This window comes from Streptomyces rubiginosohelvolus (assembly GCF_014649875.1).
GTDB lineage: Bacteria > Actinomycetota > Actinomycetes > Streptomycetales > Streptomycetaceae > Streptomyces > Streptomyces rubiginosohelvolus.
In genome coordinates, this window is record NZ_BMTW01000006.1 from 102,566 (window position 1) to 123,288 (window position 20,723).

Here is a 20,723-nt window from a genome sequence, read left to right on the forward strand (position 1 = left end):
CATGGAGGCAGCTGTGGGAAAGAGCACCGACATAGCCCGCGCCAAGGCGCGGCGGCTCAAAGGCATGATCAAGGAATCGGACGGCATCGCCCTCGAGAACGAGCGGCTGAAGGCCGAGGGCAGGAGGGAACAGGCTGAGGCCCGCCGCGAGGAGGCCCTGGCACGCGCGTCGCGGGCTGCTTCCGGCCGCTGAGAGTGCGCGAGGCGCCCGTGCCGTCACCGTACGGCCGGGCGACTTCGCCATGGCCGAGGTCACGACCGGGCGAGGGCCGCTTCCCGGACCGTTTCGGCGGTCTCCCGGTCGAGAGCCGCCCTGACCAGTGCCGCGGCGAACGCGGCCCGGTCCCGGTCGCGTGCCACGTCGAGGAGCCGATCGCCGGAGGTCGGCAGACCGAGCCGCTCGGCCCCCTGTATCCCCTTCGCGCCGACCCAGAACCCGGTCTCCGGCCACACGGCCTGTACCTCGCGTACGAAGATGTCGGCGCCCGCCGGTCCGATCCCCTGGACACGCCGGAGCCCCGCCCGCAGCACCTCCGTGTCGCCGTCCGCCTCCGCGCGCAGCCGACGCAGGTCGCCCTTCCAGACGTCGAGGACGAGGCGGGCGCCCTCACCGAGTTGGGTCGAGGTCCGCTCGTCGTAGCGGCGGTAACCTCCCTCGCCCAACGCGTCCACACGCTGCTGCCAGGTCGCGTCCGCCATGCGGCGAGGGGTGCGCATCCCGTGCCCGAACAACGCCCGCGCGGCGGCCACGGCGACCGAGGCACGGATCCGGGCGCTCAGCAGATGGCTCAGCACCAGAAGCTGGTAGAGCGGCTGCGGGGTGTCGCGCAGCCGGATCCCGGCCTCCGCCGCATACGTCCGCCCGCACTCCTCCAGCAGCGCGTCGGTGATCCGGCGCGCCGATGGGGACGCCGTGCCGGTCATCCGTAACCGAAGATCCGGGCGAGGAAGAATCCGGCGACCACGAGCGCTCCCAGCACGATCAGGGCGGTCCAGACGCCTGGGTGCTCCCACAGCCCTCCGTCTGCCCGTTCCTCGTGGGCCTCGCTGATGGAGCCCTCGGCCGGCGGTGTCTCTCCTGGGGGGTTCAGTAGTACAGCCATGCCTCCAGGGTCTCTCCGACCGCGGCCCCGCGCACGCCGTCCGGTTCCCGCACCCGGATGCGGGGCCGTACGGCGGAGCCCGGCCGAACGGAGCGCTGCGGCGGGGCGAATCGGGGCACCGTCAAGGAATGCCCCGAGTCTCCGCCCCCGTCGTCAAGCTCGTGCAGCGCACCACCGAACCCGCCGGGGTGCAGACGCTGCGCTCGACGGCCGCCGCCGTCATCGCCTACTCCGCGGCCGTCTGGCTCCTGCCCGAACCGGCCCCGCTCACCGCGCCCCTCACCGCGCTCCTTGTCGTCCAGGTGACCCTCTACGCGACCCTCACGACCGGCATCCGCCGCGTGAACTCGGTCATCGTCGGCGTCCTCATCGCCATCGGCTTCAGCTCCCTGGTGGGTCTGAGCTGGTGGAGCCTCGGCCTCACCATCTTCACGTCACTGCTGATCGGACGACTGGTCCGGGTCAACGAGTTCGTGCCCGAGGTGGCGATCAGCGCGATGCTCGTCCTCGGCGTCTCCCAGGTCGCCGACACCGCCTGGGACCGGGTGTGGGAGACGCTCATCGGAGCTGTGGTCGGGCTCCTGTTCAACCTGCTCCTCGCCCCGCCCGTCTGGGTCGGCCCGGCCGGCTCCTCCATCGAGTCGCTCGCCGCCCGGATGGGCACGATGCTGCGCAGCATGGGCGAGGAGGTCGTGGGGAACAACCCCGTCTCCCGCGCCGCCGCCCGGCTGCACGAGGCCCGCAGGCTCGACCACGACATCGTGGAGGTCGACGCCTCCCTGCGTCAGGCGGAGGAAAGTCTCACCCTCAACCCCAGGGTGAGACAGGGGCTGCTCCACCGGGTCGTCCTGCGCACGGGGCTCGACACCTTGGAGATCTGCGCCGTCGTCCTGCGCGTCCTGTCCCGCACCCTCACCGACCTCGCGAAGGCCCGCACCGAGGAGTCACTCTTCCCGGCCGATGTGGCGGAACTGCTCCAGGAACTCTTCGGCCATCTCGCCGAGGCGATCGAGAGCTTCGCCGTCCTGGTCACCACCCAGCTCGCCGCCGACGCGGAGGCGGCCGAGGAACGGCTCGCCGAGGCGCTCGTCCGCAGCCGCGCCACCCGGGACCTGGTGGCCGACCTGCTGCTGGAGGACGTCCAGGAGCACCCGCGCCAGTGGCAGCTGCACGGCGCTCTGCTCGCCGAGATCGACCGGGTGCTGGCCGAACTCGACATCGAGGAGCGCACCAAACGGCTCGGCGAGGAGCTGGACCGCCGCTCGGGCGAGGCGCACGCGCGCCACCCCCGGCTGCGCGCGCTTCTGCAACGTCTCGGCCGGCAGCCTGTCTGACCGCCCGCGCCGCGCCGGCACCACCGATTCCGGCGACCGGGCCCCGGCCACGCGGGATGCGGAGGCGGCCGGTCGCTGGTTCGCTGGGGGCAGAGGTCCCGTACCCGGCGTGCAAGGAGTGGTGATGAGCGGTTCGGACGAACCCGCCGACCTGGCTCGGCAGATGCGTGAGAAGGCCCAGCAGCTCCACGAGGAGGCAGAGCGCGCGAGCGACCCGCAGGAGCGCGAGCGGCTGGAGAAGAAGTCCCGGACGATCCGGGACCGGAGCGAGCAGCAGAGCGCCATGGAGGCAGGGGACATCTACCCCCAGAAGTAGCCCCGCCGACGCCTGCCCATCCGCCCGCTCCCGGAGACACATGTCCGGGGGCGGGCGGGCGCGTGCGGTGCCGAGGGGGTCGGGCCGGCCCGTGCCACGTGAGCAGCCCCGGGCGCGGGGTCAGCCGGCCCACTCCAGGAGCCGTTCCGCGCTCCAGGTAGTCACCACCCGGTCCGCCGGGACCCCGCACTCCTCGGCACGGGCGCACCCCGACCGCTGCCAGTCGAGCTGCCCCGGGGCGTGTGCGTCCGTATCGATCGCGAACAGCGTTCCCGCCGCGACGGCCGCGCGCAGCAGCCGCAGGGGCGGGTCCTGCCGCTCCGGGCGGCAGTTGATCTCCACCGCCGTTCCGGCCTCGGCGCAGGCCGCGAAGACCCGGTCCGCGTCGAACCGCGACTCGGGCCGGCCACGCCCGTCCAGCAGGCGTCCCGTGCAGTGGCCGAGCACATGCGCCCGCGGATGGCGCACGGCCGCTTCCAGCCGCCGTGTCATCGGGGCCGGGTCCATCCGCAGTTTGGAGTGGACCGAGACCACCACCACGTCGACCCGTTCCAGCAGTTCGTCCTCCTGGTCGAGCGAGCCGTCCGGCAGGATGTCGCACTCGATCCCCGTCAGCAGCCGGAACGGGGCCCACTCCTCGTTGAGCCGTTCCACCACCTCCAGCTGCTCCCGCAGCCGCTCCGGCGACAGCCCCTTGGCCACCGTCAGCCGGGGCGAGTGGTCGGTGAGGACGGCCCACGCGTGGCCCAGCTCCGCGGCGGTCCGGCCCATCTCCTCGATCGGGCTGCCCCCGTCCGACCAGTCCGAGTGCATGTGGCAGTCGCCCGTCAGCCGCGCGAAGAGGTCCTCGCCCGCCTCGACGGGCGGCTCGGCCGCGGCCTCCTTCTCCAGCCGGTCCAGATACCCGGGCGTCTTCCCCGCCAGGGCCTCACGGATCACCTCGGCCGTACGCGGCCCGATGCCGGGGACCCGCTCCAGCGACTTCGCGGCCACCCGCTCGGCCGCCTCTCCGGCGGCCATGGCGTCCACGGCGGCGGCAGCCGTACGGAAGGCCTTCACCCGGTAGGTGGCGGCCTGCGAACGCTCCAGCAGGAACGCGATCCGCCGCAGTGCGGTGACGGGATCCATCGGCACCTCCACCAGAAGTGTCTGCGGCCCGGCGCCGGTCCGCCGGGCGCACCGCCCGCCCCACCAGCATGAGCGCCCCCGGCCCCGCCCGCCTCCGCGCCCCGTTCACCGCTTCAGGACGCTGCCTCGCTGTCGCCCGCCGCGGACACCCAGCGCCCGGCGGCCGTGTCGTAGTCGAGTACGGACTGTCCCCGTACGCCGCTCGTCCGGAACGGCTGCCCGCCGTCGTCGATGCGCACCGTGCCGGACCGGCCGCCGCTGCTCCAGGCCAGCTCCGCGACCCAGGAGCAATCGCAGCCGACCGTACGGCCGGTGATCAGGAAGACCTCGGGATCGGTGACCGAGACGCGGTACGGGAAGGAGACCGCCTCGATGGGCTCGCCCGAGTCGTTGCCCGCGACCGGGCGGGCCACGGGGCGGGAGGCGTCGAGATCCACGTCGAACATCCTCGGGGTGAGGGACCCGCCGCAGCCGGAACTCATCCGGTAGACGCGGCCCCCGGCCGGTGAGCGGCGCTCGACCACCCGGATCCGCAGGGATTCCAGCACCACGGCCCGGTCGTCCCGGCCCTGCAAGGTGATCCGGACACCGGTCTCGCCGGCGTGCACCGCGCCGAGCGCCCCCGCCCAGGACGCCGCGTCTGCCTCCACCGGGGGCGGCGGGACGGCGGCGGGCGCCCGGTCGAGGCGGTAGGCGTGGTCGCAGCCGTTCTTCCAGACGTGGTCGTCACCGGTCCAGGTGAACGGCACCTGCCCGGCTACCGGGCCGGACGAGGGCCCGGAGGACCGGGGGAGGCTCTCGTTACGCGGCCCGATCCCCGGTGGCGTGGTCGGTGAGGGGCTGCCCGACGGTGCCTTCTTCGCGGACCCGCTCGCGGTGCCCTGTGGCTTCTCGGGCTTCGGGGAACCGGACGAGGGGGACCCCGGGGCGTCCACCGGAGGCGCACCCGGGACCTGGGCCACCGACGAGCGCCCGTCGGGGCCCGACGACCACGGCCGTACGAAGGCCGCGACCAGGGCGAGGACGAGGACCGCCGCGGCGAGGACGCCGAGCCCCTGCCCGTACCGGCGTACGCGAGGTGACCGGAGTGCCGGCATCCGGGAAGCGCGGCGGCCGATCACGCTGGACTGCCCGGAGCCGGAGCCGGAGCCGGAGCCGGAGCCGGAGCCGAGCGACGATGCCGTGTGCGGCGTGTCCTCGTCGGGCTGCCCCGAGAGGGTCCCGGGCACCGGTGGCCCGGCCAAGACCTCGGGCGCCGAGGGCCCGGCCGGAGCCCCGGATACCGACGGCCCCGCCACGTCCTCCGGCGGCTGCCCGACCGCCGCCTGCTCCACCGCGCCGGACGCCTCCGCCGCGCCCGACGCCTCCGCCGCCCCCTGCCGGTCGAGCCGCTCGCCGTCCGCCAGGAGCCACAGGCGGTGCAGCGCCTCCCGTTCCTCGGCCGGTGCGCCGCACAGCCGGGCCAGCCGCTCCACCGGGGCGAACTCCGCGGGCACCGTCCGCCCCGTGCAGTACCGGTGCAGCGTCGAGCCGCTGACCCCGATGCGGCGGGCCAGCGACGCGTACGTCCGGCCCGACCCCTCCCGCAGCGCGCTCAGCCGCTCCGCCAGCACCGCCCGCGCGGCCCCCTCGGCGTCACCCGACACGCTCGTCCTCCCCTGCCGCTGTTCCAAGGCGTTCCAGCCCTCCGGGAACACCCACGTCACCAGGGGTGGGACGGTTCCAGCCCGGCCGGAAGCCGTGTCGCGCTTGTCCGGCTCCGGGGCGGCGGCCCAGGCTGGTGCCCGTTCCACTCCGCCGCCGTCCGGCCCTCACGGGGGCTCCGTACGCCTCGACGCCACGCCGTACGTACGAGCGAACGGCCGCACGGTACGCACCACCTGACCGCACCATCCGAAACGGGGAACCTCACCATGCGCAACCTCCGCACCGCCCTCCTGACCGCCATGGCCACGGGCCTGGCCGTCACCGCCCTGGCCCAGGTGCCCGCCGCCGCGGCTCCGGCCGCCGCTCCCGCCCAGCCGAAGTTCCTGAGCGCGAGCCAGCTGCCCGCCTCCCACACCCCGTGGACGGCCGGTCCGGTACGCAAGGGCGTGCCGGCGGAGGGGTCCGTCTGCACCACCGGGATCGCGCCGGCGGCCGGCACCCGCCACCGGGACTTCCGCACCGAGCTGGACACCAATGCCCGCCAGACCATCACGGTCGCCCCCACCACCGCCAAGGCCAAGGCGCTCGCCGCCGAGCTGCGGGGCGCCCTGGAGACCTGCCTCGACCGGCTGAAGGAGCAGGACCCCGGCCTGGAGGGGGAGGCGTTCTACCAGGGCCGGATCAACGTGGAGGAGGGCGCGCACGTCTACAGCATCGACACGTCGTACCCGGAGGCCGGCTCCACCGACATCGGGCTCCACTCCGTCGGCCGCGACGGCAGGACCGTGACCGTCGTCGAGTGGTGCCAGATGGGCGAGCTGGACGGCGCTCCGCTGGAGGGCTTCAAGAAGACGACCCGCACCGCAGTCGCCAAGCTGCACTGATCCCGCTTCCGCGACCGGCCGCCACGAGGGGAGCGGCCGGTCGCGGAGGTGCGCGGTACCCCGGATCGGGAGCATGCTGGCTGTGTGACCCGGCACGATACGCCCCGGTCTGCCCCGCCCGCCGGACATGGGACCGTCGCCGGGGCAGTCGACGCTGGCCGTGTGCCCGACGAGCTGTCCCTCGTTCTCGCCCAGGCCCTCGTCAGCGCTGTCGAGTCGAGCGACGGCTTCGCCGGCGGCGTCTACCTGCGCAGCCGGACGCCCGGACTGCTCCGGCTCGCGGTGCTCGCCGGGCTGCCGGGCCCGCTGTTCCGGCCCTGGTGGCGGATGCATGTGAACCGCCCCTTCCCGGTGTCCGAGGCCTACCGCTCGGGGCGGCCCGTGCTGCTCTCCGACGCGGAGGAGGCCATGCGCCGATTCCCGCAACTGATGGCCGGACTGCCTTTCCCGTTCGGTTCCTTGTGGGTGCCCATCACCGGGCCCCGGGGGAGTATGGGCGTACTTGCGGTGATGCGTTCCTCCACACCGGGACAGCCCGTCGCCACCGCCGACGGCGAACGGCTCCTCCGCCTGGGCCGCCGGCTCGGCTCCGCGCTCACCGATCTGGAGCGACGGGGTGTCGACTGCGTGTGGGAGGCGGAGCCGGTCCCGGTGCAACTGCCCGCCGCGACCACGCCCCCGGTGCGCGTCGGACGCTTCGACTGGGACCTGCACTCCGGGCAGGTCGCCGCCGACGACGAACTCTGCGAGATCCTCGGCTTCGAGCCCGCCGCCTTCCCGGGCACCGTCGACGCGCTCGCCGAGCGGCTGGTCCCCGAGGACGTGTACGGGCTGTGGGCCCTGGCCCGCCAGACGGTGGAGTCCGCCGAGCCGGTCGTCCGCCGGATGCGGCTGCGCGGCCCCGACGGCCGGTCCCATCTGCTGGAGCTGTCCGGCCGCTGGACGCACCCGGACGGCGATGTGTCCGCCAGCCATCTGACCGGCTTCCTGGTCGACCTGGGTGCGGGGCCCGTCGTGCCGGAGGCCGCCGACCGGTTGCCCCGGGGAATCCTCTCCCTGGACCGGCTGGGCCGGATCACGTACGCCAACGGCCTCGCCGAGGAACTGCTCGGCCACTCCCGCACCGAGCTCGTGGGCCACCCGGTGTGGCAGGCCCTGCCGTGGTTCGGGCACGAGGCCTACGAGGACCACTACCGGGCGGCCCTGATCGCCGACGAGCCCGTCCACTTCCTCGCCCGCCGCCCGCCCGCACTCTGGCTGTCGGTGTCCCTGTACCCGGGGCACGACGGGGTGAGCGTCGTCCTCCAGGCGACCGATCAGCCGGCCTACGCCCCCGGCTCCGTCACCACACCGGGCCTCGGCATCGGCTCGACCGCCGACCGTTCCTCCGCGCTGTACCGGCCGGTGGCCCTCGCCATCGCGCTGACCGAGGCGGTCACGGCCCGTCAGGTCTCCTCGGTGGTCACGGACGAGCTGCTGCCCGCGTTCGGCGGCCGTCAGCTCGCGATCTATCTGCTGAACGAGCGCCATCTCCATCTGGCCTGGGAGACGGGGTTCCCGAAGGGCTTCCTCGACCGCTTCGACGGGGTCGGGCTCGACGTCAGCATCCCCGGGGTGGAGACCCTCACCACGGGCCGCCCGATCTTCTTCGAGTCCATGCAGCGGCTTGCCGAGGCATATCCGGGCATCCCGATCGACACGGACGTCGGGGCCCGGGCATTCCTGCCGCTCATCGCCTCGGGACGGCCCGTCGGCTCCTGCATCCTCGGCTTCGACCGGCCGCGCGGCTTCAGCCCGGAGGAGCGTACGGTCCTGACGGCTCTGGCCGGGCTGATCGCGCAGGCCCTGCAGCGCGCCCAGCGCTACGACAGCGAGTCGGCCCTCGCCCGCGGCCTCCAGGACGCCCTGCTGCCGCACCGGCTGCCCGAGGTGGACGGGGTGGACACGCTGGGGCGCTATCTCTCCGGCACCCAGGGCATGGACGTGGGCGGCGACTGGTACGACGTCATCGAGACCGGCCACGAACTCGCCCTGGTCATCGGGGATGTGCAGGGCCACGGTGTTTCCGCCGCTGCGACGATGGGCCAACTGCGCAGTGCGGTGAGGGCGTTCGCGCTGAGCAAGCACGATCCGCAGGAGGTGATGAGCGGCACGAACCGGCTGCTCATCGACCTGGATCCGGGCCAGTTCGCGAGCTGTTGCTACATCGCCCTCGACCCGGCGACCGGTGTGGCCCGCGCCGTCCGGGCGGGGCATCCGCAGCCCGTGCTGCGGCGGCCCGACGGCCGGACGGGGGTGCTGGACCTGCCCGGCGGCATCGTGCTCGGGATCGACGGCGACGCGGCCTACCCGGTCACGGAGATGCGGCTCGAACCGGGGGCGATGCTGGCCCTGTTCACGGACGGGCTGATCGAGCGCCCGGGGACGGACATCGACGAGGGCATCGAGCGGTTGCGCGCCACCGTCGAACGCATCGGCGCGGTCCCCCTGGCCGAGACGGCCGACCAGGTCATCGGCGAGGCGAGAGCGGCGACCGACCGCCCCGACGACATCGCGCTCCTGCTCGCCGCCCGCTGGGCCGAGGCCCCCGTCGCCCGTCGGCCCCGGACGGCCCAGGAGCCCGGGCCCGACCTCTGGCGCACGTTCAGGAGGCCGGACCCGGGGCGTACGACGGGTGCCCCGGATCCGGCCTCCTAGAGGGTGCCTGGAAAGCGTCCTGCCGATCAGGCGCCGGAGGCGTCCAGCATGCCCTCGCGCTCCACGACCTTGATCCGCTCACGGCCCTGGGCCGTACCCAGCGCCTGCTCGTGGGCGTCCAGCTTGTGCCAGCCCTCCCAGGTCGTGTAGCGGACGCCCCGCTCCTCCAGGAACGCCTCGACGGCCTCCGGAGCGGGCGTGGCCGGCTCGGCCAGACGGCCGGCGGCACGGTCCTCCAGGACGCAGGCGACCGTCTCGTTGGCGTCGCCCTTGGTGTGCCCGATCAGACCGATCGGGCCGCGCTTGATCCAGCCGGTGACGTAGACCGAGGCCATGTGCTCGTCCCCGGCGATGACGCGGCCCGCCTCGTGCGGGACGGTGCCGGAGGCGACGTCGAAGGGGAGCTTGGGCAGCTCCTCGGAGTAGTAGCCGACGGCACGGTAGACACTCTGCATGTCCCAGTCGGTGAACTGGCCGGTGCCCCGGACGTTGCCCGTGCCGTCCAGCTCGGTGCGCTCGGTGCGCAGCGCGGTGACCTTGCCGTCCTCGCCGAGGATCTCGACCGGGGACTCGAAGAAGTGCAGGAACAGCTTGTGCGGGCGGTCGCCGATGTCGCGGATCGCCCAGTTCTCCAGGGTCTGCGCGACCATGTTGGCCTGCTTGTTCTCGCGACGGGTCGCGATGGAGCCCTCGTCGTACTCGATGTCCTCGGGGTTGACGATGACCTCGATGTTGGGGGAGTGGTCCAGCTCCCGCAGCTCCATCGGGCTGAACTTGGCCTGCGCCGGGCCACGCCGCCCGAACACATGCACCTCCAGCGCCTTGTTCTGCTTGAGGCCCTGGTACACGTTGTCCGGGATCTCGGTGGGCAGCAGCTCGTCGGCCGTCTTGGCCAGGACCCGGGCCACGTCCAGGGCCACGTTCCCGACGCCGAGCACGGCGACCTTCTCCGCGGTGAGCGGCCAGGTGCGCGGGACCTCGGGGTGCCCGTCGTACCAGGAGACGAACTCGGCCGCGCCGTAGGAGCCGTCCAGCTCGATGCCGGGGATGTCGAGCGCGCGGTCGGCCTCGGCGCCGGTGGAGAAGATCACCGCGTCGTAGAACGACCGCAGGTCGTCCAGGCCGATGTCGTGCGGGTAGCTGACGTTCCCGAAGAGCCGGATCTGGGGCTTGTCCAGCACCTGGTGCAGGGCCTTCACGATGCCCTTGATCCGCGGGTGGTCGGGGGCCACGCCGTAGCGGATGAGGCCGAAGGGCGCGGGCATGCGCTCGAAGAGGTCGATGGAGACCCCCGGGTCCTGGCAGACCTCGGATTTGAGCAGCGCGTCCGCAGCGTAGATACCGGCGGGGCCGGCTCCGACAATGGCGACGCGGACGGGGCGTGTCATGGCGTGGTGATCCTTCGGGGCGGGCGAACGCGGGCAGGTACAGCGTACGTCGGAGGTAAGGGTTGGCTTACTAGTCTCCACCCCACACCGTAAGCGATCGCCGCGCGGGCCCTCGACCGGCCCCGCCTGGAGTGCCCGTTTAGCCCGTTTTGTTATTCCGATATGGCCGATTTGACCCCTATGACGCTCCTGGTTCATAAAGGGCTTATTGGGGTAGCTGGGGTATTTGTTTGGGTGCATTTTCGCCATCGCCGTGAAGAAGTGGTGAGCGTCACGTCCGAGGGGGCGGACGTCGAAGCGGACGTATCGGTTCCCTTCTGTGCGAAGAAAGTTGACGCCACGACGGCGCGGCCCGATCCGGGAATTCCGCTATTCGATCATGCGCGGAAAAGGGAATCCGGAATGCGGGGCTTGTTCCGTCCGATGTTTCTCGCCTACGGTCACCGTCAATCCGGATGGAACGCCGAATCCTGCCGCCGTCCGGGAATCCGAAACCCACTCGCGTACGGCAGGAGCGGGGGACCCAGGTAAGTCGCCGATCCGCAACCGGAACGGCTTGGGGTGAAGTCGCACGACCGTGCGGCCAGACATCTCCCGTCTGAACCCGACAGCTCACCTCGCAGGCGCCGGAGAGGAAATCCCCCATGCCCGCACAGGGTAAGCACCGCCGTCCCAAGTCCACCTCGCTCGGCCGCGGCCTCGCCGCCGTGACCACCGGTGGAGCCGTTCTCGCCCTTCCGGTGATCGGCGCCACCAGCGCCTTCGCTGCTCCCGCGCCCGCCGCCGCACCGCAGGCCGTGGCGCCTGCCGCGGTGGTCGCCCAGGCGAATTCCGCGGCGAAGGCCGCCCCCGCCAAGCATTCCGTGGCGGCCGGCGAAACCCTTTCCAAGATCGCCCGCGAGCATTCCGTCAGTGGCGGCTGGAAGAAGCTGTACGAAGGCAACCGGAAGATCGTCGGATCGAATCCCGACCTCATTCACCCCGGCATCAAGCTGGTCATCGGGGCCACGTCCGCCGCCTCGTCGGACGACAAGGCCTCCAAGGCTTCCCCGTCCGCCGCGCGCGGGGCTTCGGCCGACCGTGCCGACCGTTCGGAGCGCATTGACGCCGCCCCCGTGGCAAAGGCCGCTCCGGCCGCCGAGAAGGAGGCCGTCACCTATACGAACGACCTCGACGGCTGGATCAAGGAATCGCTGGCGGTCATGGCCGAGCAGGGCATCCCCGGCACCTACGAGGGCATCCACCGCAACATCATGCGCGAGTCCTCCGGCAACCCGGCCGCCATCAACAACTGGGACTCCAACGCGGTCAAGGGCACCCCGTCCAAGGGGCTGCTCCAGGTCATCGACCCGACGTTCCAGGCCTACCACGTGCCCGGCACCTCGACCGACAGCTACGACCCGGTCGCCAACATCACGGCCGCGTGCAACTACGCCGCGGACCGCTACGGCTCGATCGACAACGTCTTCGGCGCCTACTGATCCTCCTGCGACCGAGCAGCGCGAGGGGCCCCGGACCGCACGGTCCGGGGCCCCTTCGTCGTACCGGGGTGCCGCCGGGGAAGTTACCCCCAAGTTTCTCGTGACTTACCACGCGAACGGCAGTAGAACCTGTTGCACTCTGCCGAGAGTGAGGGAGATCACATGAGCGACACTGCCAAGCAGGACGGCGGGACCAAGGGTGTTTCGCGTCGAAGATTCATCACTGGAACAGGTTCTCTTCTGGGGACCGCGGCGATCGTCGGGCACGCCCCACGGGCGTGGGCGGGTGTCCGTGCGGCGGCGGCGCCGATCGGGTCCGGGGCCCATGTACCGGTCCTGGTCATCGGCACCGGATACGGCGGCTCCGTGGCCGCCCTCCGGCTCGCCGAGGCCGGCACGGACGTCCACATGGTCGAGATGGGCATGGCCTGGGACACCCCCGGTGCGGACGGCAAGGTCTTCGCCAACACCACCAGGCCGGACGACCGGTCCTTCTGGCTGCGCACCCGGACCAAGCAGCCGCTGAGCAACTTCCTCGGCTTCCCCATCGACAAGAACGTCAACCTCTACACCGGCATCCTCGACGCCGAGGAGTTCGGCGGCATCACGGTCTACCAGGGCCGGGGCGTCGGCGGCGGTTCCCTGGTCAACGGCGGTATGGCGGTCACCCCGCGCCGGGAGAACTTCGGTGCGATCCTCCCGACGGTGAACGCCGCGGAGATGTACAGCACCTACTACCCGCGCGCCAACAGCGGGTTGGGCGTCACCACCATCGACCCCGCCTGGTTCGACAGCGTCGACTGCTACCAGTACGCCAGGGTCGGCCGAAAACACGCCCAGCGCTCCGGCTTCCCGTTCCTCTTCGTCCCAGCCGTCTACGACTGGGACTACATGAAGCAGGAGGCGGCCGGAACCGTTCCCAAGTCAGCGCTGGACGCCGAGATCCTCTACGGCAACAACTACGGCAAGAAATCGCTCCAGAAGACCTACATCGACCGGATCAGAGCCACCGGCCGGGTCACCATCTCCCCGCTGCACAAGGTCACCACCGTCACCCCGGCCCCGGGCGGCGGCTACACCGTGCTCATCGACCAGCTCGACACCGGCGGCCGGACCACCGTCACCAAGACCGTCACCGCGGACAAGGTGTTCTTCGCCGCGGGCAGCGTCGGCACCAGCAAACTGCTCGTCGGCCTGAAGGCCACCGGCGCACTGCCCCTCCTCAACGACGAGATCGGCAGGGGCTGGGGCGACAACGGCAACGTCATGTGCGGCCGGGCCAACCACCTCTGGGACCCGACCGGGAAGGTCCAGTCGTCCATCCCCACCGGCGGCATCGACAACTGGGACGCCGGGGGAGCGTTCGCCGAGGTCGCCCCCCTGCCCACCGGCATCGAGACATGGGCGTCGTTCTACCTCTCCATCACCAAGAACCCCCACCGCGCCCGGTTCACCTGGAACGCGGCGGCGGGGAGGGCCGAACTGGACTGGCAGACGGCATGGAAGCAGCCGTCCATCGACGCCGCGAAGACCATCTTCGACAAGATCAACCGGAAGGAGGGGACGATCTACCGGACGGACCTCTTCGGGACCTACAAGATCTGGGGCGACCACCTCACCTACCACCCGCTGGGCGGTGCGGTCCTGGACAAGGCCACCGACAACTACGGCCGGCTGCGCGGCTACTCCGGCCTGTACGTCATCGACGGGGCGCTGATCCCCGGCAACACCAGCGTGAACCCGTTCGTCACCATCACCGCGCTCGCCGAGCGCAACATCGAACGGATCATCGCGACCGACCTGTAGGCGACCCGCGCACGTAGGGGAGCCCACGGAGAGCCCGGGGCCGGGAGTGCCAACCCGGCGGCCCCGGACTCCGTCAGTGACCGGGCAGAACGCACACCGCGTCGATCCCCAGCACATGGTTGAGCCGCCCGAACGCCAGCCACGAGCCGATGCTCATCGTCAGCTCCACGATCTCCGCCTGGCTGTAGTGCGCGGTCATCCGCTGCCAGAAGGCGTCGTCCAGACCGTGGTGGTCGAGCGTGTACCGCTCGGCGTACTCCGCCGCGAGCCGGGTCCGTTCGTCGAAGGCGTCGGTCGTACGCCAATGGGTCACCGCCTCGGCGAACTCCTCCTCGACCTTCGCCCCGTCCCGCTCGGTCCGCCAGTCCAGGCAGAACAGGCACCCGTTGATCTGCGCCACCCGCAGCCGGGCCGCCTCGAACTCCCGCAGTCCCAGCGTCGTGTGCTCGTAGACGGACATCGAGAACGTGGCTGCCGCCACGCCGATGCCGGGGACCATCTCCCCCCACACGTAACCGATGGGCTCCTGGCCCTCCGGAATGTCGATGATCATGCCGGTCTCCTTCCCAGCCTGCCGACCGCAGGCCGCAGCGGAACGTCGAGTGCGTCGTACAGCCCCGGCTTCGCGTCCACCAGCCAGTCGATCGCCGAGACGAGCCGCCCGACCGCCGTGGCATTCCCGCCCGCCGACCGGTTCTCGCCCTCGTCCGAGGCCTCGACCGTCACCTCGATACGGGGCCGCCCCTCGATCACCACCCGGTGCGCGCCCACCCCGTCGGGCGGGGACGGCCAGTCCGGGGCGCACGAGGCGTGGATCCGGGTGATGTGCTCGATGACGATCCGGGGCTCGCCGCCCACGATGCCCTGCACCTCGAAGCGCACGGCGCCCTGAGTGCCCGCCGCGAACTCACCCATCGTGCGCGTGGTCACCGCCGTCTCCAGCGCCCGCCGGTCCATCGTCTCGCGGATCTCGTCGAGCTGGACGCCCAGCGCCCGCGCCATCAGGCGTACCTGACCGCCCCACACCATCGTCGGTACGCTCTCCGCCAGCATCAGCGGCTGATAGTCCATCGGGTGCCCCATCCCGATGAGATGGCGGACCGAATCCTCCTGCTCGTAGGTGGAGTAGTCGAAGATCTCCTGGCAGCGGATGACGTCCACCTCGGTACCGAGGCCACTGATCAGCAGGGGCAGGACGTCGTTGCCCCAGCCGGGGTCGACACCGGAGACGAAGAGGGAGCCGCCGCCCTCGGCGACGGCGGCCAGGATCGGGTCACGCAGCTCGGGCGGGGCGTTGCGCTGGTCGTAGAGCGGATAGAGGGAGGGCGTGACGACCACCGCACCGGACCGGATCGCCCGGCCGATGTCGGCCAGTGCGTCATCGGGACGGATGTCGCCGGACGCCGCGTAGACCACCGCCCGGGGGCGGGCGGCCAGGACGGCGGCGATGTCGTCGGTGGCCGCGACCCCGAGCGTGCGCCCGAGACCGCCGAGTTCACCGGCGTCGCGGCCGGCCTTGGCGGGATCGTGCACGAGGACGGCGGTGAGTGTCAGTGCCGGATGGGCCTCGACGGCGCGGATCGCCGCGCGGCCGACGTTGCCGGTACCCCAGACAACCGTGGGAATCATGCGCGGAGGGTAGCCCCGGGGCCTTGCACTTCCCAGAGCCGTGACACCACCAAATCCACCGGGGAGAAGGGGTGTTCCCGGGCCGGCGGGGGATCCGTCGGCCCGGGAACCGTTCAGGGGGTTCAGCGCTTGGCGCGGGCACCGTTCGGGGTGCCGGAGATCGTGAACTGCGAACCCGGCTCGATCAGCACATGGCCGTCGCGCGAGTCGGTGATCGTTACGCCGGTGAGCGTCGCGTTGCCGCGTGCGCCGCCCATCGCGAGGATGCCGGAGCCGTTGTTGGACTTGTCGATCCGCACGTTCTGGATCTTGACGTCCGGCATCAGGCCGCCGCCCGTCTTGAACTGGATGCCGTCGTAGGTGGAGTCGACGATGTCCGTGTCGCGGATCGTGACTCCGGGGATCGGCAGGTTCTGCGGGAAGAGGGTGATCGCACCGAACTCCTGGTCCTCGTTCCAGAAGGCTCCGCCGGTGCGGTACAGGCCGTTGTTGGCGATCAGTGTCTGCCCGGAGAAGGGCAGCGGGTCGTGGTCGGTCGCCAGCATGATGGCCGGGTAGTTCATGGTGTCGGAGATCAGGTTGTTCTCGATCTTGTTGCCGTAACCGCCGTAGATCGCGATGCCGTTGGCGCGCCACGGGAGCTGGATGGTGTTGTTGCGGAAGCTGTTGTCGTGGCCGATGTCGACGGACTGGTCCTTGACGTACTTGCTGGACCAGACCGCGAGCGCGTCGTCGCCGGTGTTGCGGAACGACGAGTTGTAGACCGTGGAGTTCCGGGTGCCGTTGGCGAAGTTGATGCCGTCCGCATAGGTGTTGCGGATCCGCATACCGGTGAACTCGACGCCGTCGCCCGGGTTCCACAGCTCCTGGATGTTGTCGAAGTCGCGGCCGGCCCAGACGCCCACGTTGGCGTGCTCGATCCAGACGTTGCTGATCTTCGTGCTCTTGCCGAACCGGCCGTTGAGCGCGACGCCGCCCTCGTGGTTGCCGTCACCGCCCCGGATCGTGCCCGAGCCGAAGATCGCGATGTCGGAGATTTGCGTGTTCTCGTCGATGTCGAAACCGAAGTTGCCCTCGTGCGGGTGGTTGATGCCGCCCGCCTCGTGCGGCGGGGTCAGCGTGTAGAGCTGGGAGTGCCACATGCCCGCGCCCCGGATCGTCACGTCCCGGATGCCGACCTGGTTCCACTGGCCCCGGTCGAGCGGGTCGTCGGTGAGGATCTTCTGCTCCTGGCGCCACTGGCCCGCCGGGATCCAGACGCAGTCGATCTCACCGTTCTGGTTCGCCGTCACCGCGCGCTGGATCGCGGCCGTGTCGTCGAGCCCGTCGTTCGCCACCGCGCCGTACGTCGTGATGGAGACACAGCCGGACGGCTGCGAGGAGGGCGCCGCCACCTGTTCCAGGTCGATCAGGTCGATGATGTAGAAGGCGGCGTTGTCACTCGCGTCCCGCTGGAGGCGGAACTTCGTTCCCGCCGGGTAGGTCTCGGTGAGCAGGGCGTGGGACTCGTCGAACAGCCGCCGTGCGTCGCCGCCCGGCGTGTTGGTGAGCCCCTCGGGGCTGTCGGTGTTGCCGTACAGCCAACTGTGCTTCGAGGAGAGGTCGAGCTTGCGGACGAACTTGCCGTCGGCGTACAGGCTGATGGTCGCCTCACGGCCGCCGCCACCCGGCGCGTCCGGGATGGAGTTGCGGACGACGATCGAGTTCGCCGGGGCGGTCGAGGTGAACTCCACGTACTGGCCGGTGGAGTTGAGCCGCACCGACTCGCGGCCGGAGGACTCGGTGGCGAAGTTGGTGTGCCCGAAAGTGCGTTCGGCGTCGGACTGGAGCAACATGCCTTGGTAGTTCGCCTTCTCCGCCTCCAGCTCGGTGTACGGGACGGCCGCGCCGCGTCCGACCACGATGGACCGGGCGAAGGTGTTGTTGGTCTCGCTGGTCTCCGCGACCAGGTTCGTCGCGTCGGCGGTGGCGGTCAGGGTCGCGCCGCCGCTCGCGGCCGTCCAGCTGCCGCCGACCGTGACGTTCGCGGTCGCGCCCGCGGCGATGGCCGGGGTGGTGCCGTTGAGCGTGGTGGAACCGACGGTCAGCCGGGTGACGGTGCCCGCGCTCACCGCACTGGTGCCCCGGTTGTGCACGGCCACGGTGAAGGTGACCGGCGCGCCGACGGCCGGGTTGGCCGGGCTGGAGGTGATGGAGCGGACCTCCAGGTCCGGGCCGGGGCTCTGGCCGACCACCAGCGGGGAGGCGGTGGTCCGGCTGTTGTTGGTGTTGTCGGACTCGACGACCGTGTCGGTCGGGTCCACCAGAGCCGAGACGGTGTACGACCCCTGCGGGCGCTTGCCGACCTTGACCGAGACCGGGGCCGAGGCCCCGGCCGCGAGGGGGCCGACCGGCGCGCTGCCCACGACCACGCCGCCGAGGCTCACATTGACGGTGGTCGCCGGGGAGGCGGCCGAGCCGGCGTTGCGGACGGTGCCCTGGACGGTGATGTCGTCCGTCTCGGACGGTGACGACGGGCTCCAGGACAGTGCGCTGACGGTCAGGTCCGGGTTGGGCGCGGCCGTCCCGAAGACCTGGATCTCGGCGACCTGGGCGCCGGGCGCCTCGGTGTTGGAGAAGAACTTCAGCTGGAGGTCGGCGACCCGGCCGTCCACCGGGATGGTCACGGTGTTCCGGTTGGATCCGGGGTTGAACACATAGCCGGCGCGGGCCCGCAGCGAGGTGAACGCGGCTCCGTTCTGCGTCCGGCCGAGCACCTGGATGTCCTGGGTCCGGGTGGCCCAGATCGGGTCCGGATTGAGCTTGACGACCACGGACTCCAGGTCCGCGTCCGCGCCGAGCTTCACCGTCAGGTCGGCGGGGTGGCCGTTGGATTCCCAGTAGCTGTCGACCTTGCCGTCGTTGGCGTTGGCGGCCGGGTATCCGCCGTGGGATCCGCTGGCGGTGACGGTCTTGCCCCGCGCGAGGTCCGTGGCCTCAGCCGCGCTCGCGGTGACGGGCAGGAGCCCGGCGGAGATCAGTCCGGCTGTCAGCAGCCCGGCGACCGTCCGTCCGGTGAGTCGCTTCCATCTCATGATGTCCTCTGCTTCCACAATATTTGAGTCCACAAGTCAATCTTTTGCGGCCAGAGGTTCACAGATTTCTGCGCTGTTTCGGATTTGTCAACGGTCTTCGCATGATCATGTCATCCGGGCGCGTAACTTGACTCAGTGTCAGACAGCTCTCGGCGCAGGCCCGTTCAGCCCGCCGCCACGCCCCGGACCAGCAGCAGCACCAGATCCACCGCCGCCACGGCCACCGCTCCGGCCAGTGCCGCCTTGCGCCACCGGCGGCCGAGCGCCGGGCCCGCGAGCGCCGCAGCTCCGGCCAGGACGAGCGCCGCCACACCCCCGGCGTCCACCGGTCCGGGCGGCCCGAGCGCCAGCACCGCCGTCGCGCCGAGGAGCGGCAGCGGCAGCAGCAGCCGGGTGCCCGTGTCGCCCAGCCGGTGCGGCAGGCCCCGGATCCCGGCCGCCCGGTCCACCGCGATGTCCGGAAGCGTGTCGGCCAGATGCGCCGCGAACCCGAGCAGGGCCCCGGCCGCCACCGTCCACCACCGGGGCGCCGGCCCGCCGGGCAGGGAGAGGGCGACGGCGGCGGGCAGGGCCCCGAATCCCGCCACGTACGGCAGCCAGGACAGGGCGGTCGCCTTGAGGCGCAGGTTGTAGAGCCAGGCGGCCGCGACCGCGGCGAGGTGCACCGTACCGGCGAGAACCCCGCAGGCCAGCGAGAGCGGTACGCACGCGGCCAGCGCGACCGTCGCCGTCGCCCACACCGCACCCGTCCCGACCGTGCCGTCGGACGCGGGCTTCCCCCGGCGGCCCGCCCGGGCGTCACGCCGCGCGTCGTACGCGTCGTTGCACCAGCCCACCGAGAGCTGGCCGGTCAGCACGGCCGCCGTGACCAGCGCGGAACGGGGGCCGCCGAGGTCGGAGCCCAGCGCGAGGGCGCAGGCGAGCGCGGTCACCGCGAGCGCGGGCCCGGGGTGGCACGCGAGCGCGAGCCCCAAGGCCCATCCGCCTCGCCGTCCGGCACCGGCCGGAGCGGCGTCGACCGGAACGGAACCCGCCGGGCTCACCCTCTCCGTGGCGTCCATCGGGCGATCGTAGGGGGCTGTCGCCCCGTCAATGCCGCGACCGGGCGGGTCTTTTGCGCCGTTTCGCACCACCTTGTGGGCAGGATGGGGGCATGACGCCACCGAAGCAGGAGGCAGGATGACCCGCATCGCCGCGGTGCACGGGGCTCTGCCGTCACACCGTCACACCCAGCGCGAGGTCACCGACATGGTGGCCCGGACCTGTCTGCCGCCCGGTGCCGACCGCCGCGTTCTTGACCGGCTCCACGAGAACGCGCGGGTGCGCAGCAGGCACACCGTGCTGCCGCTGGACGGCTACAGCGACCTCGACGGCTTCGGCCCGTCCAACGACGTGTTCATCCGCTCCGCCGTCGACCTCGGCGCCCAGGCCGTACGCGGGGCGCTGCGGACGGCGGGACTGCGCCCGACCGACGTCGACCTGCTGATGTTCACCTCCGTCACCGGTATCGCCGCCCCCTCGATCGACGCCCGGCTCGTCACCCGGCTGGGCATGCGGTCCGACGTCAAACGGCTGCCGGTCTTCGGCCTCGGCTGTGTCGCCGGAGCCGCCGGAACGGCCCGGCTGCACGACTACCTCCTCGGCCGCCCCGACGACGTGGCCGTGCTCCTGTCGGTCGAGCTCTGCTCCCTCACCTTCCAGCGCCACGACACCTCGCCCGCCAACCTCGTGGCGACCGCGCTGTTCGGGGACGGGGCGGCCGCCGTCGTCGCCCTCGGCGGCCGCCGGGCCGTCTCCGGGCCCGAGGTCGTGGCCACCCGCAGCCGGCTGTACCCGGACACCGAGCACGTCATGGGCTGGGACATCGGCTCCACCGGATTCCGCGTCGTCCTCGATCCCGGCGTGCCCGACGTCGTACGCCACTACCTCGCCGACGACGTACGGGAGTTCCTCGGCGAACACGGACTCAAACCGAAGGACATCGCCCACTGGGTCTGCCACCCGGGCGGCCCCAAGGTCCTGGAGGCGGTGACCGAGGTCCTCGACCTGCGCGAGGGGGCGCTCGACGTCACCTGGCGCTCGCTGGCCGACGTCGGCAACCTGTCCTCGTCCTCGGTCCTGCACGTCCTGCGGGACACCATCGAACAGCGCCGGCCGGAGCCGGGCACCCCCGGGCTGCTGCTCGCCATGGGCCCGGGATTCTGCTGCGAACTGGTGCTGCTGCGCTGGTAGGAAG

At 71.7% G+C, this 20,723-nt stretch carries 17 protein-coding genes and 1 riboswitch; of the genes, 8 read left to right on the forward strand and 9 right to left on the reverse strand.

Going from position 1 to position 20,723, the window contains the following annotated elements; all coding sequences use genetic code 11:
* Positions 1–13: 13 nt before the first annotated feature.
* Positions 14–193 (forward strand): hypothetical protein, encoded by a 180-nt coding sequence (locus IE134_RS16270; RefSeq protein WP_030717493.1) that lies wholly within the window; start codon positions 14–16, stop codon positions 191–193.
* Between the two features lie 59 nt (positions 194–252).
* Here IE134_RS16270 and IE134_RS16275 read toward each other — a convergent pair whose 3' ends face one another.
* Both IE134_RS16275 and IE134_RS16280 read right to left on the reverse strand, forming a co-directional pair.
* Entirely contained in the window at positions 253–924 is a 672-nt protein-coding gene (locus IE134_RS16275) for an endonuclease (protein ID WP_189430862.1), read from the reverse strand.
* Entirely contained in the window at positions 921–1,103 is a 183-nt protein-coding gene (locus IE134_RS16280) for a DUF6480 family protein (RefSeq protein WP_030717499.1), read from the reverse strand. The genes IE134_RS16275 and IE134_RS16280 overlap by 4 nt, the downstream gene beginning before the upstream one ends.
* A gap of 128 nt (positions 1,104–1,231) precedes the next feature.
* Between IE134_RS16280 and IE134_RS16285 the strand changes: the two genes are divergently transcribed.
* Entirely contained in the window at positions 1,232–2,437 is a 1,206-nt protein-coding gene (locus tag IE134_RS16285; RefSeq protein WP_030717502.1) for an FUSC family protein, read from the forward strand.
* 124 nt (positions 2,438–2,561) lie between these two features.
* Positions 2,562–2,753: a DUF6381 family protein gene (locus IE134_RS16290; protein ID WP_030717507.1), complete on the forward strand. Its 192-nt coding sequence runs from the start codon at positions 2,562–2,564 to the stop codon at positions 2,751–2,753.
* 120 nt (positions 2,754–2,873) lie between these two features.
* On the opposite strand, the gene IE134_RS16295 is transcribed toward IE134_RS16290, so the two are convergent.
* Both IE134_RS16295 and IE134_RS34545 read right to left on the reverse strand, forming a co-directional pair.
* Positions 2,874–3,881, reverse strand: coding sequence for a PHP domain-containing protein (locus tag IE134_RS16295; protein ID WP_098895113.1), 1,008 nt, complete (start codon positions 3,879–3,881; stop codon positions 2,874–2,876).
* 113 nt (positions 3,882–3,994) lie between these two features.
* Positions 3,995–5,527: a helix-turn-helix domain-containing protein gene (locus IE134_RS34545; RefSeq protein ID WP_189430864.1), complete on the reverse strand. Its 1,533-nt coding sequence runs from the start codon at positions 5,525–5,527 to the stop codon at positions 3,995–3,997.
* Between the two features lie 267 nt (positions 5,528–5,794).
* Between IE134_RS34545 and IE134_RS16305 the strand changes: the two genes are divergently transcribed.
* Together IE134_RS16305 and IE134_RS16310 are read left to right on the forward strand one after the other, a co-directional pair.
* Positions 5,795–6,412 carry a hypothetical protein gene (locus tag IE134_RS16305; RefSeq protein WP_189430865.1) on the forward strand — a complete coding sequence of 206 codons (618 nt, stop codon included), beginning with the start codon at positions 5,795–5,797 and terminating at the stop codon, positions 6,410–6,412.
* A gap of 162 nt (positions 6,413–6,574) precedes the next feature.
* Positions 6,575–9,109, forward strand: coding sequence for a SpoIIE family protein phosphatase (locus IE134_RS16310; RefSeq protein ID WP_189430866.1), 2,535 nt, complete (start codon positions 6,575–6,577; stop codon positions 9,107–9,109).
* Between the two features lie 26 nt (positions 9,110–9,135).
* On the opposite strand, the gene IE134_RS16315 is transcribed toward IE134_RS16310, so the two are convergent.
* Positions 9,136–10,497: an FAD-dependent oxidoreductase gene (locus IE134_RS16315; protein ID WP_032786388.1), complete on the reverse strand. Its 1,362-nt coding sequence runs from the start codon at positions 10,495–10,497 to the stop codon at positions 9,136–9,138.
* A 478-nt stretch (positions 10,498–10,975) separates the two neighbouring features.
* Positions 10,976–11,136, forward strand: a riboswitch (cyclic di-AMP (ydaO/yuaA leader).
* Positions 11,137–11,141: 5 nt separating this feature from the next.
* Between IE134_RS16315 and IE134_RS16320 the strand changes: the two genes are divergently transcribed.
* Positions 11,142–11,978, forward strand: coding sequence for a transglycosylase SLT domain-containing protein (locus IE134_RS16320; RefSeq protein ID WP_030717522.1), 837 nt, complete (start codon positions 11,142–11,144; stop codon positions 11,976–11,978).
* Positions 11,979–12,140: 162 nt separating this feature from the next.
* The gene (locus tag IE134_RS16325; protein ID WP_189430869.1) at positions 12,141–13,784 is read left to right on the forward strand and encodes a GMC oxidoreductase; all 1,644 of its coding nucleotides are present in this window, start codon (positions 12,141–12,143) and stop codon (positions 13,782–13,784) included.
* A 73-nt stretch (positions 13,785–13,857) separates the two neighbouring features.
* Here the strand turns inward: IE134_RS16325 and IE134_RS16330 are convergent, their stop codons facing one another.
* The 4 genes from IE134_RS16330 to IE134_RS16345 form a co-directional block, all read right to left on the reverse strand.
* Positions 13,858–14,337: a carboxymuconolactone decarboxylase family protein gene (locus IE134_RS16330; RefSeq protein ID WP_097876253.1), complete on the reverse strand. Its 480-nt coding sequence runs from the start codon at positions 14,335–14,337 to the stop codon at positions 13,858–13,860.
* Positions 14,334–15,413 carry an NAD(P)H-dependent amine dehydrogenase family protein gene (locus IE134_RS16335; protein ID WP_189430870.1) on the reverse strand — a complete coding sequence of 360 codons (1,080 nt, stop codon included), beginning with the start codon at positions 15,411–15,413 and terminating at the stop codon, positions 14,334–14,336. Before IE134_RS16335 ends, IE134_RS16330 begins: the two co-directional genes overlap by 4 nt.
* Before the next feature lie 122 nt (positions 15,414–15,535).
* The gene (locus IE134_RS16340) at positions 15,536–18,487 is read right to left on the reverse strand and encodes a CARDB domain-containing protein (RefSeq protein ID WP_189430872.1); all 2,952 of its coding nucleotides are present in this window, start codon (positions 18,485–18,487) and stop codon (positions 15,536–15,538) included.
* Between the two features lie 164 nt (positions 18,488–18,651).
* Positions 18,652–19,548, reverse strand: a complete 897-nt coding sequence (locus tag IE134_RS16345) for a UbiA family prenyltransferase (RefSeq protein ID WP_189430874.1) — start codon at positions 19,546–19,548, stop codon at positions 18,652–18,654.
* 118 nt (positions 19,549–19,666) lie between these two features.
* On the opposite strand from IE134_RS16345, the gene IE134_RS16350 reads away from it, so the two are divergent.
* Positions 19,667–20,719 (forward strand): type III polyketide synthase, encoded by a 1,053-nt coding sequence (locus IE134_RS16350; RefSeq protein WP_189430877.1) that lies wholly within the window; start codon positions 19,667–19,669, stop codon positions 20,717–20,719.
* The last annotated feature ends 4 nt before the right edge of the window (positions 20,720–20,723 follow it).